Below are 15,641 nucleotides of genomic sequence, written 5' to 3' on the forward strand. Positions count from 1 at the left end.
GTGCGGCCACCGGCGGGAAGTGTCGTGCGACACACCACGGCGGGGGGGGGGGGCCCCACAGTCCCCCGCCCCCCCCCGGCGGGGGCCGCAACCTGAGTCGGCCCCACCCAACGCCAGGGCCGGGGGGCGGGCGGCCCCGCCGGGGCGCCATTGTGTTGGGGGGGGCCCCACTTTCTTGCGGCGCGCCGGGGGGGGGGGGGCGGTGCGGGCCCCCCCCCCCCCCCCGCCGTGGTGTGTCGCACGACACTTCCCGCCGGTGGCCGCACTGTGGCGAACAACACTCCCCGCGATCCATTCATCCGGGCCGGAATTCGACCGCCGTACCGTAGCCCATTCCATGGTGTGAAAACGCTCCGACCAGGGCGCTAATCCCTTGATATGTCTCGTATTTCACAATGATTCCCGGCCTCGGTGGTGATCACACACAATCGTCGACCCACTGTTCACACGAGCGCTACTCGAGATTCCGGCGCGCCCACCTATTTGTCTGCCGGGGACGATATGGTGTGCGTCACGTGCGCCGGATTCGGCGACGGGCGTCGTCCGGTGAACGCCCGCGCGGCCGCGCACGGTGGATCGGAGCTGTGTGATGCGGGACATCGTCGACGACCTGTTGCGGGTATGGCATTCGGGCCGGACCGGCGGACTGGCGACCATTGTGCGCACCAATGGTGCGACCGATCTACCCATCGGGGCGGCGATGCTGGTCGACCCCGACGGCGGCGTATTCGGCTCCATCACCGCGGGTGGAATCGAAGAAGCCGCCTATGAGGCCACCGCGGCCTCGGCCCGCAGCGGACAGCGCGGTATGCACCGGCTCACCGTCACCGATTCACTGGAACCCAGCCGTGAGGGCGGGGTGATCGACGTATTCACCGAACCGTTCTCCCGCGAGCACTTCCCCGAGTTCCCGACCGTCGCCGCGGAAATCGCCGCTAATCGGCGGGTCACCGTATTCACCGTGGTGTGGAACCCGGAGCCGGAAGTGATCGGCCAGCATCTCATCACCGATAAACGGCACAACACCGAACTGGTGTCATTGCCCCAGTCCGATATCTTCGTCTCCTCGTTCGCGCCCGCACCGCGGCTGATCATCTTCGGCGCCAATTCCTTCGCCGCGGCGCTGTCGGTGCAGGGGCAGCTGCTCGGCTATCGCGTCACCGTCTGCGATCCACGGCCCAATTTCGCTACGGCGGAATCCTTTCCGGGCGCCGAGGTGGTGGCCGACTGGCCGCACCGATACCTCAATACGCTCTCGGCGGCCGGTGAGATCGACGCCGATACCGGCATCGTGGTGGTGGCCCAGGACCCGAAATTCGAGATTCCGCTGCTCACCGTCGCACTGCGGCTGCCCGAGGTCGGCTACCTCGCGGCCCTCGGTTCGGCGCCCGTCCACGCCCGTCGCATGGACGACCTGCGCGCGGGCGGCTTCGACGAGACCCTGCTCGCCCGGCTGCACTCACCGGCCGGACTGAGCATCGGCGCCCGCACCCCGGCCGAAACCGCCGTCGCGATCGCCGCGGAGCTGCTGTCGAACCGCAGCAGCCGGGCGGCCGGACGCACCGCCGACCGCAGGCAATCGGTCGGCACGCTGGCGCAACGGGCGATCTGAACGGCGCCGAGTCTCGCCGGTGCGCCTGCCCATCCGCAGGTCGGCGCAGTTCCGCGTGTGGTTGTGATTGCGGACATCGACGAGCCGGTCCTAGCTTCCGCATGCACGTGACCGCGATGATCCCACCGGGCGGCAGTTCCATTCGCATCACGCTGACCCGAACCACCCGCCGATGGATGACACAGCACCCCCGCCCGGTTACATCCAGGGTGAACCCGTTCCTCGCCCTCCTCGACGCGAAACTGCATATCGGCGGCTCCGAGATCCTGTGGCGAGAAATCGTCGGCAACGGCTTCGGAATGGCCTCGGCGATCGGCGGTATGCGGCGACGGGTATGGGCCTGGCCGATCGGCATCGCGGGCAATGCGCTGCTGTTCACGGTATTCGTCGGCGGGGTGTTCAATACCCCGCAGCAGTTGAATATGGCCGGTCAGGCGGGGCGTCAGCTGATGTTCATCGCGGTCAGCGTCTACGGCTGGTGGAGTTGGTACCGCTATGCGCGCGCCGAGACCGGGCTCGAACATCGCGGCGTCGATCCACGCTGGGCCACCGTGCGCGAGCGCTGGCTGCTCGTCGTCGCCATGGCTGTCGGCACCCTCGCCTTCGCCCAGGTCTTCGCCTGGATCGGGTCCTACGGACCATGGGCCGAGGCCTGGATCTTCACCGGCTCGGTGCTGGCCACCTACGGGATGGCGCGCGGCTGGGCGGAGTTCTGGTTGATCTGGATCGGCGTCGACATCGTCGGTATCCCGCTGCTCGTGCGCGCCGGGTATTACCCGTCGGCGGTGCTGTATCTGGTCTACGCTGGATTCGTGGCATGGGGATTCACGGTCTGGGTGCGCACGCTGCGCCGTCCGGCCGAACCGGAAATCACCGAAAAACGATCGGGCCATCCCACAATGGACGCCGCGAAACTTCGGGACGGCTGATAAACCGGCCGGGAACATACCCCTGAGGTTGCGCAACCGGCGCAGACGTGGACAGTGGGTGTCGTGATCCTCACCGTGACAATGAATCCCGCCTACGACATGACCTATCGGGTCGAAGAACTCGAACGCGGTCGGGCACATCGGGTGCGATCGGTCGAGCAGCGGATCGGGGGCAAGGGAATCAATGTCACCAGGGTCCTCAATCAGCTCGGCAAATACGCACGCGCCACCGGTTTCGCCGACCATGCCTTCGCTGCCGCCGCCGAACTGGAGTTGCCGGTCGATTTCGTGCACGCCCTGCCCTGGGTACGCAGAACAGTGGTGATCAGTGAATCCGGTTCCGGCACCGCCACCGCGCTGTGGGAGCCGGGCGCGCGCATCACCAATCCCCATGCCGCCGAACAACTCGCGGTACGGGTCACCGGGCTGCTGCCCGATATCGCCGGATTGGTCATCGCCGGATCGCTGCCCGGCGGTATCGACCCGGAACTGCCCGCCCAGATCGCGCGCAGCGCGCTCGACCACGGCGTCCCCACCATCTGTGATCTCGACGGCGAGGCCATGCGTCTTGCCGCCCAGCTGCCCGGCGTCGTACTCACCCCCAACCGCGGCGAGCTGCGTCGGCTCACCGACTCCGATCCGCACACCCCCGCCGAAGTGGTCGAATCGGTCCGTCCGTTGATCGACAACGGGGTGGCCGCGGTGCTGGCCAAACGCGGCGCCGACGGTATGGTCGCGGTGACCGCGCAGGGGTCATGGTCGGCCGCGTTACCCGAACCGCTGGCAGGTAACCCCACCGGTGCGGGCGATTCGGCGACCGCCGCCATCATCGCGGCGCTCTCGACGCGCACCGCCCCCGACTGGCCCGCCATCCTCACCGATGCGGTCGCCACCTCCGCGGCGGCCGTCATCATCCCGGTGGCGGGTGAGATCGACCGCAGGCTGCGCAGTCATCTGGCGCCGACGGTCCGGATCGAGGAGATCACCGGCGACAACGCCGTCGTCACTGTGGAATAGCTTCCAGCACAGGGCAATCGCATTATTTGAGTACGTAAGGGGAGACCGAGCTGCGGTGCTCGCTGATATCGAGCACCTTGCCCAACGGGGGAAAGGCGCGCTGCGGACAGTTGGTGCGTTCACAGACCCGACAGCCCGCGCCGATCGGGGTGGCCTTGGCTTCACCGAGATCGATACCGTCGGCGTAGACCACCCGCCCGGCATGGCGGAGTTCGCAACCGAGCCCGATGGCGAAGGTTTTACTCGGCTGCCCATAAGCCGTGGCACGGCGCTCGACGGTGCGCGCCACCCACAGATATTTACGGCCGTCGGGCATCTGCGCGATCTGGGTCATGATCTTGCCCGGATAGGCGAAGGTCTCGTACACATTCCACAGCGGGCAGGTGCCACCGCTGGAGGAGAAGTGGAAACCGGTGGCGGACTGCCGTTTCGACATATTTCCCGCACGATCCACCCGGACGAACGAGAACGGCACACCGCGCAGCTCCGGTCGTTGCAAGGTGGACAGCCGATGACAGATCGTCTCGTAGCTCTGGGTGAAGAACGCCGAGAGCCGTTCGATGTCGTAGCGGAAGTCCTCGGCGATATCGTGAAAGTGCGTATACGGCAGCACGGTCGCGGCGGCGAAGTAGTTCGCCAGGCCGAGCATGGCCAGCTTCCTGGTGTCATCGGAGGCGAAATTACCTTCGTCGACCAGCTTCTCCAGCAGTGGCCCGCATTCGAAATAGGCCAGTTCGGCGGCCAGTTTGAAGGTGCGTTGCCCGCCGGACAGATGGGGGGCGATCTCCAGGCGCTGGTTCTGCGGATCGTAGCGGTGCAGAACACCGTCGCCGAGATCGATGCGTTCGAGGATGCTCACACCGTGTGCGCGCAACATACGTGCGATCTCGCTGTTCACATTGCCGCCGTGGAAACGGATGCGGTTGGCGAGTTCTTCTGCGGCGGTATCCAATTCGTGGATGTAGTTCTGCCGCTGATAGAAGTAGTCGCGCACCTCCTCATGCGGTTTGCTGATCGTCGCGCTACCGGCGCCGTCGGCGAAACGGTCCTCGGTGGCGGCGGCCAGCTGGGCACTGGTATTGCGGTATCGGTTGTGCATATTGACCAGCGCGCGGGCCATACTCGGATGCGCGGAGACGATTTCGGCGATCTCCTTGGCATCGGCCTCGATACCCAGTTCGGCGTCCATCACCACTTCTTGGAGTTCGGCGATGAGCCGGGTGTCGTCCTGCGACGAGAAGAAGGTGGCGTCGACGCCGAACACCTCGTTGATCCGCAGCAGCACCGGGACGGTGAGCGGACGCACATCGTGTTCGATCTGATTGAGATAGCTCGCCGAGATCTCCAATTGCTGGGCGAGTGAGACCTGGCTGAGCCCGCGTTCGGTCCGCAGCTGACGAAGCCGCGCCCCGACGTAAGTCTTGGCCATATGTCCAGTTTATGGCCGTTTTCGCAAACCTGCCAATAGCAGACTTAGCAGCGGGTTCGAGCGATATGTCACACCGGCGGGTTACCGTCATCGGGTGCTGTTCACCGATGTCGTGCGAGCCTCGGAGACCGTCCGCGCCACGCGGTCGAGGAAAACGAAGATCGCCGCCTTGGCCGAGCTGCTGAGCGCCGCCGATCCTGGCGAACTCGCGGCCGTCGTCGCCTGGGTGTCGGGCGAGCTGCGGCAGGGCCGCATCGGCACCGGCTGGCGCACCCTCACCGGGCTGAGCGAGGGCGCCGCCGAGACCCCCACCCTCACCGCGTCGGCGGTGGACGAGGTGCTCGATGAGCTTGCCGCCACCTCCGGGCCAGGTTCGGCGAACCGGCGCAAAGAGCTGCTGAGCGGCCTGTGGCGGGCCGCGACCGCCGATGAACAGGCATTTCTGCTGCGACTGCTCACCGGCGAGCTGCGCCAGGGCGCGCTCACCGCCGTCGTCACCGAAGCGGTCGCGCGGGCCGCCGACATTCCGCTCGACCTCGTCCGCCGCGCCTACATGCTGTCCGGAAAACTGCCGGTCACCGCCATCGCCGCGTTCACCGGCGGCGAGGCTGCGCTGCGCGAATTCCGACTGGAGGTCGGCCGCCCGATCCAGCCCATGCTCGCCTCCCCCGGCGCCGCGCTGGACGAGGCCCTCGCCGAATTCGACGGCGTCAGCGTGGAACACAAACTCGACGGCGCCCGCATCCAAGTGCACCGCGACGGCCCGAACGTCCGGGTCTTCACCCGCACCCTGCGCGATATCACCGCCAACGTCCCCGAACTCGTGGAACTCGTCGCGAACCTGAACTGCACCAGCGTGGTCCTCGACGGCGAAACCCTCGCCCTCACCGACAACGGCCGCCCCCGCCCCTTCCAGGAAACGATGGCCCGCTTCGCCTCGGGCGAGCCCGGCGTAACCGCACCCCGGCCGGACGCCACCCCGTCACCGACCACCGCAAGCCCAGCAGCGGTGAATGGCCAGGCCACCCGCCCCGCGCCCGCCAGAACAGCGGGTACGGATCTCGCAGGCTCGACAGCACCTTCCGAGATCTCGCCTACAGCATCCATGGGCTCCGCAGCGCTATCCGACGAACCACCTCTTGCCACAGGCGAATCCGCGACAGTCTCGGTCGGTCCCCACACCGGCCGCAGCGGACAGACACCGGGCACCCAGCCGACAGCCCCCGACACTCCGCCGACAGCGCCCACCGATATCCGGCCCGTACCGACGTCCACCCGTGAACTCCTGCTGCACCCCTACTTCTTCGACTGCCTGCATCTCGACGGCCGAGATCTGCTGGACGAGCCGCTGTTCGAGCGGCGGGCGGCGCTCGTCACCGTAGCCGGGGAGCACAGCATTCCGGCGTTGATCAGGCCCGATGCCGAGGCCGCTGCGGAGTATTTCGACGGTGCGCTTGCGGCAGGCCATGAGGGCGTCATGATCAAATCGCTCGACGCGCCGTACGCGGCCGGGCGGCGCGGACGCTCCTGGTTGAAGATCAAGCCCACCCACACCCTCGACCTGCTGGTGCTCGGCGCGGAGTGGGGTTACGGCCGCCGCACCGGTTACCTGTCCAACCTCCATCTCGGCGCCCGCGACCCCGATACCGGCGAACCGGTCATGGTCGGCAAAACCTTCAAAGGCCTCACCGACGCCCTACTGCACTGGCAGACCGCCGAATTCCCCCGCCACGAACGCACCCGCGACCAACACACCGTCTACCTCTGGCCGAAACTGGTAGTCGAAATAGCCCTCGACGGCGTCCAGACCAGCCCCCGCTACCCCGGCGGCGTAGCTCTCCGCTTCGCCCGAGTAGTCCGCTACCGCCCCGACAAATCCCCCGACCAAGCCGACACCATAACCACCGTCCGCGCCCTCCTCCCCTGAGGTTCCGGCGAGTGGCACCAGACTGCGGGACCTACTCGACGTTTGCCGCAGCCAGGTATCACTCGATCAGGGGGTGGGCCACGGGGGTGGGGTCAGGCGGGATTGGATGCGGGCTATGTCGGGGGCGGCGGGCATTTCGTTAGTGATCTTGGTGATGAGGACTTGGATGTCGATTCGGTTGGGGTGGTCGTTGGAGCTGAGGAGTTCGGTGGCGATCTGGCGTACTTCGTCGTCGGTGAGGCGGCGGCGGAGTAGTGCCAGTAGTGGGATGTAGTCCGACTCCGGGACACCTTCGGGGTAACCGGCCCGCAGCCAGTCGATGATGGCGTTCAGGAAGGGTGGCATCTCGACGTCAATCGGAGTCGGTGAGTGGTTCGGCCAGGGGCCAGCCACCGGCCGCCAGATGCGATGCGACGCGCGAGATATCGTCCGATGCGGGCTGTTCCTTGGCGATCCGCGCGATCGCGTCCTCGATATCGGCGTGGGTGATCTCGCGCTCCGGGTTCTCGCGCGCCAGCTCCTCCGCGACGGCGGCGACCTCGTAGTCGGTCAGATGCCGGTGCAGGACGGCGAACAAGGCGACGTAGTCGGAGCGCGGCACACCCTGCGGATAGCCCGCGCGCAGCCAGCCGATGATCCGGCCGAGCAGTTTCGGCCGCACCGGCTCGGGCTGGGTGGGGTTGGTCGAATCGGTCACTGCACGCCCTTCAGGACTCGCCGAAAAGATGGATGCCGAACCTCGCGGCGAGGAATGCCTTCGCCGTGTAGAGCACACCCGTCAGCACCGCGGCGATCACCAACCCGAGACATACCAGTGCACCGGCCAGCGCCGGATAGTTGCGCCGGACGACCCCACCCTCGGTCCGGGTTTCCGATGCCGACCAGAACCGGACCCCGAACGCGAAGATCATCGGCAGGCCCGCGCCGAACACCAGCCCGGCCGCGACCACCTTCCACAGCGAGTTCAGATTCGTGACGAGAGTGTGCACTGCTGCTCCTAAACCTGTGCCGAGCGATTGTGTCCGGCCTCCGGGGCGGGTGCGCCGTGACGCCCATCCTCGGCGGTTCCGGCCGCCGTCGCATCGGCGGCGTCATCGGTCCCGTCGCCCGGCCATTCGTTGACGTTGGTCGTGTCGACCGGGTTGCGCCGCGAGCGCAGATAGATCAGTCCGGCCAGCCCGATCAGCAGCGCGAAAACAACGAGCACGCCGGGTAGTCCGCCGATGAAGTGTGCGATGGCCCAGCAGATGGCGCCCATGATTCCGGCGGCGGGCAGCGTCAGCAGCCAGGCCACCACCATCCGGCCCATCACACCCCAGCGCACCTCGGCGCCTTTGCCGAGCCCGGTGCCGAGGATGGAACCGGTGGCGGTCTGCGTGGTCGACAGCGGCAGGCCGAAATGCGCCGAGGTCAAGATGATCGCCGCCGAGGAGGATTCCGCGGCCAGGCCCTGCGGTGAATCGATTTCCACCAGGCCTTTGCCCAGCGTGCGGATGATGCGCCAGCCGCCGAGGTAGGTGCCCGCCGCGATGGCGACGGCGCAGGCGGCCATCACCCACAGCGGCATCTCGTCGTCTTTGGTGAGGCTGCCGTGCGCGACCAGTGCGAGGAAGATGACGCCCATCGTCTTCTGCGCGTCGTTGGTGCCGTGTGCCAGGGAGACCAGCGAGGCCGAGCCCACCTGGCCCCAGCGGAATCCTTCGTTGACCTTGTCCGCTTCGGCGCCGTGGGTGATCCGGTAGACCAGCCAGGTGCCCGCCGCCGAGACCATGGCCGCGATGATCGGCGCGAGTACCGCAGGGATCACGATCTTGGCGAGTACGCCGTTGGATCCGTCGGCCCAGATCACGCCGCTCCAGCCGAGGGCGGCCAGGGTGGCGCCGATGAGCCCGCCGAACAGCGCGTGCGAGGAACTGGATGGCAGTCCGAACAGCCAGGTCAGCAGGTTCCACAGGATGCCGCCGACCAGACCGGCGAACACGATGATCAACAGGTCGTGCCCGGAGACCGCATCGAGCTGGACGATGCCTTTGGCCACTGTGGCCGCGACCGCCACCGACAGGAACGCACCGATCAGGTTCAGCACCGCCGACAGCGCGACCGCGACCCGCGGCCGCAACGCGCCGGTCGCGATCGAGGTGGCCATCGCGTTGGCGGTGTCGTGGAAGCCATTGGTGAAATCGAATACGAGTGCCGTGATGATGACGATGAGCAGAACCAGCAATTCGACGGTCACGCCGTCCAGTGTGCGGTATCCGTTTTGACGATTTTCATACGGATGCCAAATCGCGTCCTTGTCGTGTTCATCTACGATTGCCGCGCCTCGGCTATGGGTAATCCGACCGGGCGTCGGGGTTCGGGGAGGTCTCGGTGGTCGAGACCTCGTGCTTGTCTACATCGAACCTCGCGGCCGGTTTCTGCATCGGTGTGGGCGTCGAGGCTCGGGACGTCAAGGTTGGCGCGGCGGGGCAACCTGCGGTGGCCGGTGTGGGGTTCGTCGGTGACGCTTTCCCGTGCGTCTTGGATGTGGCGGCTCACCGACTTATCAGGGCTGGGCGCGGCGGGGCAGCTTGCGGCGGCCCGTGCCGAGTTCGTAGGCGAGGTCTTCGTAGCCGACGGCGAGTTCGGCGAGACTTTCCCATGCGTCGTGGATCAGCCAGGCGGGCGCGGTGGCAAGGGTTTCGTCGGCGCGGCCGGTGAGCAGGGCCATACGGTCTACGACGGTGCCGACGGTCTCGGTATGCATATGCGCACCGCCGGGCGGGATGGGGAGTTCGGTGGCGATCCAGCGATCGATGGCGAGGACGAGCCCGGCTCGTTGCCGGTCGATCTCGGTGGTCGCGCCGAGCGCGGCTCGTCTGCGGCGGGTGTGCAGTCCGGTGAGTAGATGGGCGGCGCCGAGAATGGGATGGTCGCCGCGCGGTGTGGTGCGGCAGGCGGCGAGCAGCAATTCCTTGGCCGGCAGGATCGACACGGTTCCCCCTCTATTCCTGATGCTGGACAATAGTTTTCGATCGCTATCGATAGACGTCGCCGAAGGGCAGGATCGTGTCCCACGGCGTTTCGACGACGGCGAGGCCGACCATCTCCAATGAGGTCAGTCCCACCCGGGCGGACAGCTCATCCATATCGGCGACCAATTCCGCGGCCTGCAACGCCGCCACCGCCTGCTCGATGTTCAACCGCCGCCCGCGTAGATACGACACGACCCACGCCCCGTCGCCGACTGCTCGCGCCCGATGCGGCGTCTTGTCCCCAACCATCCACACCCGGCGAACAACGTGCACAGCCATCGAGCCCCTCGATCCCCGCCATGCGGGGCCGAACGAGCCCCCCGCCGTGATCCGCAACATCACCAAGCGTGAGCCACATCCGCCGATAAGTCAAGTTGACCTATCCGGTCGACCAGATGCTTGTTCGGTCCCCTCCGCGGTCCGGGCGGTACGGTCGATTGACGAATCGCCGAGCGGGAAGGACCTTTCGACGATGGCGCCTCTGTCTCCGACGGTCGCCCGCTGGGAGTTGATGCTCCGAATCCGCCGTCGTCGGCTCGAATTCGATGTGGGCGCGCCCGCTATCGCCAAAGAACTCGGCTTCACCCTGTCGTACTGGTCGAAGGTGGAGAAGGAGCGCGTCCTCGCCGAGGACAAACTGGAGCGGCTGATGGAGTTGCTCGCCTTCGATCCAGCCGAGCGCGCGACGATGCGTGAGTTGCGCGAGGCAGCCAAACAGCGCGGCTGGTGGGCGGATTACGCGAATCTGGTGCCGTACGAGGTGGCGCGCCTGTACGGGCTGGAATCCGGTGCGTGCGCCATCAGAACCTACGAGAGTCTGATGATTCCCGGCCTCCTACAGACCGAGGACTACGCCCGCGCGCTGATCGGCAACGACGTCGCCCGCATCCGCCGACTCGAGGTCGACCGCCTGGTGGAACTGCGCATGCGCAGGCAGACCCGGCTGACCGGCGCGGACCCGCTGCGGCTGACCGCGATCATCAATGAGGCCGCGCTGACCCAGCGCATCGGCGGCCGCGACGTATTGCGCGGTCAGTTGCGGCATCTCACGGAGATGATCGACAGTCATCCCGACAACATCGACCTGCGGATCATCCCGTTCGACGCCACCGGCGGCGCCCTGCTCGGCAGCGCCACCTTCCACCTGCTCGGCTTCGACAGTGCGCTGCTGCCCGATATCGCCTGGAGCGAAACGCTCATCCAGTACGCCCTCATCGAGGATTCCGAGCCCGTCCGCCACCTGAGCACCATGTTCGCGCACGCACGCACCGAGCACGCCTTGTCGCCGCAAGACTCCAGGGAACTGCTCGAGCACCGCCTCGACACCCGGTAGCGACCCTCCCCACACGCTACGATCCGCCCCATGCACCCGTCGGCACCCGACACCACATGGTTCAAATCCACCTACTCCACCGACTCCGCCGCCTGCGTGGAAGTCGCCTTCACCCCAGACGCCACCCTCGTCCGCGACAGCAAATACCAGCCCCCCGACAACACCCCGTCCACCCGACCGATCCTCACCTTCCCTCCCACCACCTGGACCACCTTCCTCGCAACCATCAAACGCAACACACCCCTCGACGAGTGGCACCTGGCTGCGGCAAACGTCGAATAGACCCCGCGGTCAGGTGCCACTCGACGGGGGTCAGAAGGCGGCTTCGTCGAGGGTCATGATGTCGGTGTCGAGGGCGGTGATCACGTTCTTGACGGCGGTGAGGGGTGGGAGGACGTTTCTGGCGAAGAAGGTTGCTACTGCTACTTTTCCGGCGTAGAAGGGGCGGTCCTTTTCGGTTACCTCGCCGGCCAGGGCAGCAGCGGCGGTTTCGGCTTGGACCAGGAGGCGCCAGCCGATGAGTAGGTCGCCTACGGCCAGGAGGAAGCGTACGGAGCCCAGGCCCACCTTGTAGATTTCGGCGGGTTCCTGTTGTGCGCTCATCAGATAGGCGGTGAGGGTGGCGGCCATGGCCTGGACATCGGCGAGGGCGGTGCGCAGTAGCTCGCGTTCGGTGTCGAAGCGGCCGCTCTTCGCGTCGAGGTAGGCGCTGATCTGGCCGGTGAGGTGGCCGAAGGCTACACCCTTGTCACGGATGATCTTGCGGAAGAAGAAATCCTGCGCCTGAATGGCGGTGGTGCCCTCGTAGAGCGAATCGATCTTGGCGTCGCGGATGTACTGCTCGATCGGGTAGTCCTGGAGATAGCCGGAACCACCGAAGGTCTGTAGCGATTCGGTCAGATACTGGTAGGCGCGCTCGGAACCGACACCCTTGACGATCGGCAGCAGCAGATCGTCGACGCGGTGTGCCAGCTCCTCATCGGCGCCGGAAACCAGTTGCGCCACATCGGCATTCTGATGCGCGGCCGTATAGAGGTACACCGCGCGCAATCCCTCGGCATAGGCCTTCTGCATGGCCAGTGAGCGACGCACATCGGGATGGTGGGTGATGGTGACGCGCGGCGCGGTCTTATCGGCCATCTGGGTCAGGTCCGCGCCCTGCACCCGCTCCTTGGCGTAGGCCAGCGCGTTCAGATAGCCGGTCGACAAGGTCCCGCTGGACTTGACGCCGACCATCATGCGCGCGTTCTCGATCACCTGGAACATCTGCGCGATGCCGTTGTGCACCTCACCGACCAGCCAACCGACCGCCGGCACCTCCCCACCGAAGGTCAGCTCGCAGGTGGGCGAGGATTTCAGGCCCATCTTGTGTTCGAGGTTGGTGACGTAGGCGCCGTTGCGCTCGCCGATCTCCAGCGTCTCGGGATCGAAGCGGTATTTGGGCACGTAGAACAGCGACAGCCCCTTGGTCCCCGGCCCAGCGCCCTCGGGACGCGCCAGCACGAGGTGGAAGACATTCTCCGCGGTGTCACCGACATCGCCGCCGGAGATGAACCGCTTCACGCCCTCGATATGCCAGGAACCGTCCGGCTGGGCGATCGCTTTGGTGCGGCCCGCGCCCACATCGGATCCGGCGTCGGGTTCGGTGAGCACCATGGTGCCCTGCCAGCCCCGCTCGAATCCTCGGGTTGCCCAGTGTCGCTGTTGTTCGGTGCCGATGTTGTAGAGCACCGCCGCCATGACCGGGCCCATATTGAAGAAGGACGCCGCCGGATTCGCACAGCTGATCATCTCGTTGACCGCCCACACCAGAGCCGACGGTGCGGGCGTGCCGCCCATCCCCTCTGGCAGGCCGAGCCGACTCCAGTCGGCCTCGCGCACCGTCTCGAGCGTCCGGCGCAGCGCGTCGGGGACGGTGATGGTGTGTTCGGCGGCGTCGAAACCCACCGGGTCGCGGTCGGCGGCGGCGAACGATTCGGCCACCGGCCCCTCGGCCAGGCGTTTGACCTCGGCCAGGATCTCGCGGACGGTGTCGGAGTCCAGGTCACCGTATGCCCCGGTGTCGAGGAGTTTGTCCAGTCCGAACACCTCGAACAGGTTGAACTCGATATCGCGCAGGTTCGCCTTGTAATGCCCCACCGCGTCCTCCTCGACTCACCGCCCGCGGCCGGTCGACCGTGGGGGATCCGGCTTCTGACAACTACGAATCGAAGCGTGCCGCACCCCCGAGAGCTACGCAACCGTAGGCACCAGGCGTCCTCACCGGCCGCGTCTGGGCCGGTGTGCGCACATTTTCACGTCCCGGCAACACAGGAAATCGACTCGTCATCGAGAGATATTCCGGCGCAACAACTTCTGTCTAACGTTTCGCAGCACGAATACAGGCTCTGTATACAACCCGGTCGACAGCCGTGACCGGTGCGCACGAGCAGGTATTCGGTGCGGCGCCCGCAGGTGCCGCCGCCACGACCGATGAGTGAGAAGGGTTCGCCCATGTCCGATTCCTCCCGATCCGGCCGACATCGCGGCACCGTCCGATCCCGGACGGTCAAAGCGCTGGCCGTGCCGACCGCGCTGGCCCTGACCGGCCTCCTGCTGACCGCGTGCGGCGCCAGGGACGACGCCACCGCGGACGGTTCGAACGCCGTCTCCTGTGTGGACACCACCAAGGACACGATCAAGATCGGTTCACTGCATTCGCTGTCGGGCACCATGGCCATCAGCGAGGTCACCGTCGCCAATTCGACCAAACTGGCCGTCGATCAGATCAATGCCGCCGGTGGTGTGCTCGGTAAGCGGATCGAGCTGGTGCTCGAAGACGGCGCATCGGACCCGAAGACGTTCGCCGAGAAGGCGGAAAAGCTGATCAGCGCCGACTGTGTGGCTGCCGTCTTCGGCGGGTGGACCTCATCGAGCCGCAAGGCGATGAAGCCGAAGTTCGAAAGCCTGAATTCGCTGCTGTACTACCCCGTGCAGTACGAGGGGCTCGAGGACAGCAAGAACATCTTCTACACCGGGGCCACCACGAATCAGCAGATCGTGCCCGCGCTGGACTATCTGAAGCAGAAGGGTGTGGATTCGCTGTATCTGGTCGGCAGCGATTACGTGTTCCCGCAGACCGCCAACCGCGAGATCAAGGCATACGCGGCGGCCAACGGGATCGAGATCAAGGGTGAGGATTACACCCCGCTCGGCTCCACCGATTTCTCCACAATCATCAACAAGGTGCGCACCGCGGACGCGGACGCGGTGTTCAACACCCTCAACGGTGATTCCAATGTCGCATTCTTCCGCGAGTACACCAACGCGGGTCTGACCGCGGCCGATATGCCGGTGGTCTCGGTGTCGATCGCCGAGGAGGAAGTGGCCGGTATCGGCGCGCAGAACATCGCGGGCCAGCTCACCGCCTGGAATTACTACCAGACCGTCGACACACCGCAGAACAAGACCTTCGTCGACGCCTACAAGGCCGCGTTCGGCGCCGACAAGCCGACCTCCGACCCGATGGAAGCCGCCTACACCTCGGTGTACCTGTGGAAGAACACCGTGGAGAAGGCGAATTCGTTCGCGGTGGCCGATATCCAGGCCGCCGCCGACGGCGTGAGTTTCGAAGCACCCGAGGGCCTGGTCACCATCGACGGCACCAACCACCACATCACCAAGACCGCCCGCATCGGCGAGATCCGCCCCGACGGCCTCATCTACACGGTGTGGGATTCCGGCCAGCCCATCGAACCCGACCCCTACCTCGACACCTACCCATGGGCCGAGGGCCTGAAATAGACCGCGAGCTGCCGCGGCGGATGCCAACCGCCGCGGCAGCCCCGCAGTAAACGGTTCGCGGCCCGGTCCCACCGACGTTCGAGCCCGATGCGACGAGGCATCCGGCAACAACACTCGAAACGACCAATGAGGGGGCCGCGAACCCCACCCCCACCCCCACCGCTACCACCGAAAACGCCCCGAGCTACCACCGGGAAACGCCCCGAATCACCACCGGGAGACACCCGAATCACCACCGGGACAACGCCCGAACTACCACCGAAACGCCCCGAACCCCGCCCGCAGTCCACCCGGAACCCTGCCCGCAGTCCACCCCGAGACGGGCGACCTCGAGGAGCCCGGTTCGCGGCCCGGGGCGCGGTTGCCGGGGCGGGGCGGCACCCCGAGGCCCCCCGCGGGCGCCGGCAAGCGGGCCCCCCCGGGGCCCGGCCCCCCCGCGCCCGCCGCCAAAAAATAAATAAACCGATTATTTTTGCCCGGGGGGGGGGGGTTTAGCGGGCCCCGGGGGGGCGGGTTTTCCGGGGCCCGTCAGGCCCTGGCGGTTGCGCCCGCCCCACCTAAACGGCGCCCCGGGCCGCGAACCGGGCTCCTCGAGGT

15 protein-coding genes are annotated in these 15,641 nt (G+C 66.6%); 7 read left to right on the forward strand and 8 right to left on the reverse strand.

From position 1 onward, the window contains the following. Window positions 1-589: 589 nt before the first annotated feature. From QH168_RS00505 to QH168_RS00515, 3 genes are all read left to right on the forward strand, one after another. Window positions 590-1,612 (forward strand): XdhC family protein, encoded by a 1,023-nt coding sequence (locus QH168_RS00505; protein WP_280232346.1) that lies wholly within the window; start codon window positions 590-592, stop codon window positions 1,610-1,612. A gap of 209 nt (window positions 1,613-1,821) precedes the next feature. Continuing rightward, window positions 1,822-2,541, forward strand: coding sequence for a nicotinamide riboside transporter PnuC (gene pnuC / locus QH168_RS00510; protein WP_280232360.1), 720 nt, complete (start codon window positions 1,822-1,824; stop codon window positions 2,539-2,541). Window positions 2,542-2,604: 63 nt separating this feature from the next. Then, complete coding sequence (locus QH168_RS00515) at window positions 2,605-3,558, forward strand: hexose kinase (protein WP_280232347.1); 954 nt, start codon at window positions 2,605-2,607, stop codon at window positions 3,556-3,558. 22 nt (window positions 3,559-3,580) lie between these two features. On the opposite strand, the gene ramB is transcribed toward QH168_RS00515, so the two are convergent. Next, window positions 3,581-4,987 (reverse strand): acetate metabolism transcriptional regulator RamB, encoded by a 1,407-nt coding sequence (ramB, locus tag QH168_RS00520; protein WP_280232348.1) that lies wholly within the window; start codon window positions 4,985-4,987, stop codon window positions 3,581-3,583. Window positions 4,988-5,081: 94 nt separating this feature from the next. On the opposite strand from ramB, the gene QH168_RS00525 reads away from it, so the two are divergent. Beyond that, window positions 5,082-6,914 (forward strand): ATP-dependent DNA ligase, encoded by a 1,833-nt coding sequence (locus QH168_RS00525; protein ID WP_280232349.1) that lies wholly within the window; start codon window positions 5,082-5,084, stop codon window positions 6,912-6,914. A gap of 66 nt (window positions 6,915-6,980) precedes the next feature. Here QH168_RS00525 and QH168_RS00530 read toward each other — a convergent pair whose 3' ends face one another. The 6 genes from QH168_RS00530 to QH168_RS00555 form a co-directional block, all read right to left on the reverse strand. Beyond that, window positions 6,981-7,259 (reverse strand): DUF3349 domain-containing protein, encoded by a 279-nt coding sequence (locus tag QH168_RS00530; RefSeq protein ID WP_280232350.1) that lies wholly within the window; start codon window positions 7,257-7,259, stop codon window positions 6,981-6,983. Window positions 7,260-7,266: 7 nt separating this feature from the next. Continuing rightward, the gene (locus tag QH168_RS00535; RefSeq protein ID WP_280232351.1) at window positions 7,267-7,611 is read right to left on the reverse strand and encodes a DUF3349 domain-containing protein; all 345 of its coding nucleotides are present in this window, start codon (window positions 7,609-7,611) and stop codon (window positions 7,267-7,269) included. Window positions 7,612-7,621: 10 nt separating this feature from the next. Further along, window positions 7,622-7,903: a hypothetical protein gene (locus tag QH168_RS00540; protein WP_280232352.1), complete on the reverse strand. Its 282-nt coding sequence runs from the start codon at window positions 7,901-7,903 to the stop codon at window positions 7,622-7,624. Window positions 7,904-7,911: 8 nt separating this feature from the next. After that, complete coding sequence (locus QH168_RS00545) at window positions 7,912-9,150, reverse strand: inorganic phosphate transporter (protein WP_280232353.1); 1,239 nt, start codon at window positions 9,148-9,150, stop codon at window positions 7,912-7,914. A gap of 309 nt (window positions 9,151-9,459) precedes the next feature. After that, entirely contained in the window at window positions 9,460-9,888 is a 429-nt protein-coding gene (locus tag QH168_RS00550) for a DUF4254 domain-containing protein (RefSeq protein WP_280232354.1), read from the reverse strand. 43 nt (window positions 9,889-9,931) lie between these two features. Then, on the reverse strand, window positions 9,932-10,207 hold the full coding sequence (locus QH168_RS00555) for a hypothetical protein (protein WP_280232355.1): 276 nt from the start codon (window positions 10,205-10,207) through the stop codon (window positions 9,932-9,934). A gap of 193 nt (window positions 10,208-10,400) precedes the next feature. On the opposite strand from QH168_RS00555, the gene QH168_RS00560 reads away from it, so the two are divergent. Beyond that, window positions 10,401-11,261 (forward strand): DUF5753 domain-containing protein, encoded by an 861-nt coding sequence (locus QH168_RS00560; RefSeq protein ID WP_280232356.1) that lies wholly within the window; start codon window positions 10,401-10,403, stop codon window positions 11,259-11,261. A gap of 30 nt (window positions 11,262-11,291) precedes the next feature. Next, window positions 11,292-11,543, forward strand: a complete 252-nt coding sequence (locus tag QH168_RS00565) for a DUF397 domain-containing protein (protein ID WP_280232357.1) — start codon at window positions 11,292-11,294, stop codon at window positions 11,541-11,543. Window positions 11,544-11,573: 30 nt separating this feature from the next. Here the strand turns inward: QH168_RS00565 and QH168_RS00570 are convergent, their stop codons facing one another. Then, on the reverse strand, window positions 11,574-13,400 hold the full coding sequence (locus tag QH168_RS00570; protein WP_280232358.1) for an acyl-CoA dehydrogenase: 1,827 nt from the start codon (window positions 13,398-13,400) through the stop codon (window positions 11,574-11,576). Between the two features lie 354 nt (window positions 13,401-13,754). Between QH168_RS00570 and urtA the strand changes: the two genes are divergently transcribed. Continuing rightward, window positions 13,755-15,044: an urea ABC transporter substrate-binding protein gene (gene urtA, locus QH168_RS00575; protein ID WP_280232359.1), complete on the forward strand. Its 1,290-nt coding sequence runs from the start codon at window positions 13,755-13,757 to the stop codon at window positions 15,042-15,044. Window positions 15,045-15,641 lie beyond the last annotated feature (597 nt).

The organism is Nocardia cyriacigeorgica (assembly GCF_029868385.1).
Lineage (GTDB): Bacteria > Actinomycetota > Actinomycetes > Mycobacteriales > Mycobacteriaceae > Nocardia > Nocardia cyriacigeorgica_F.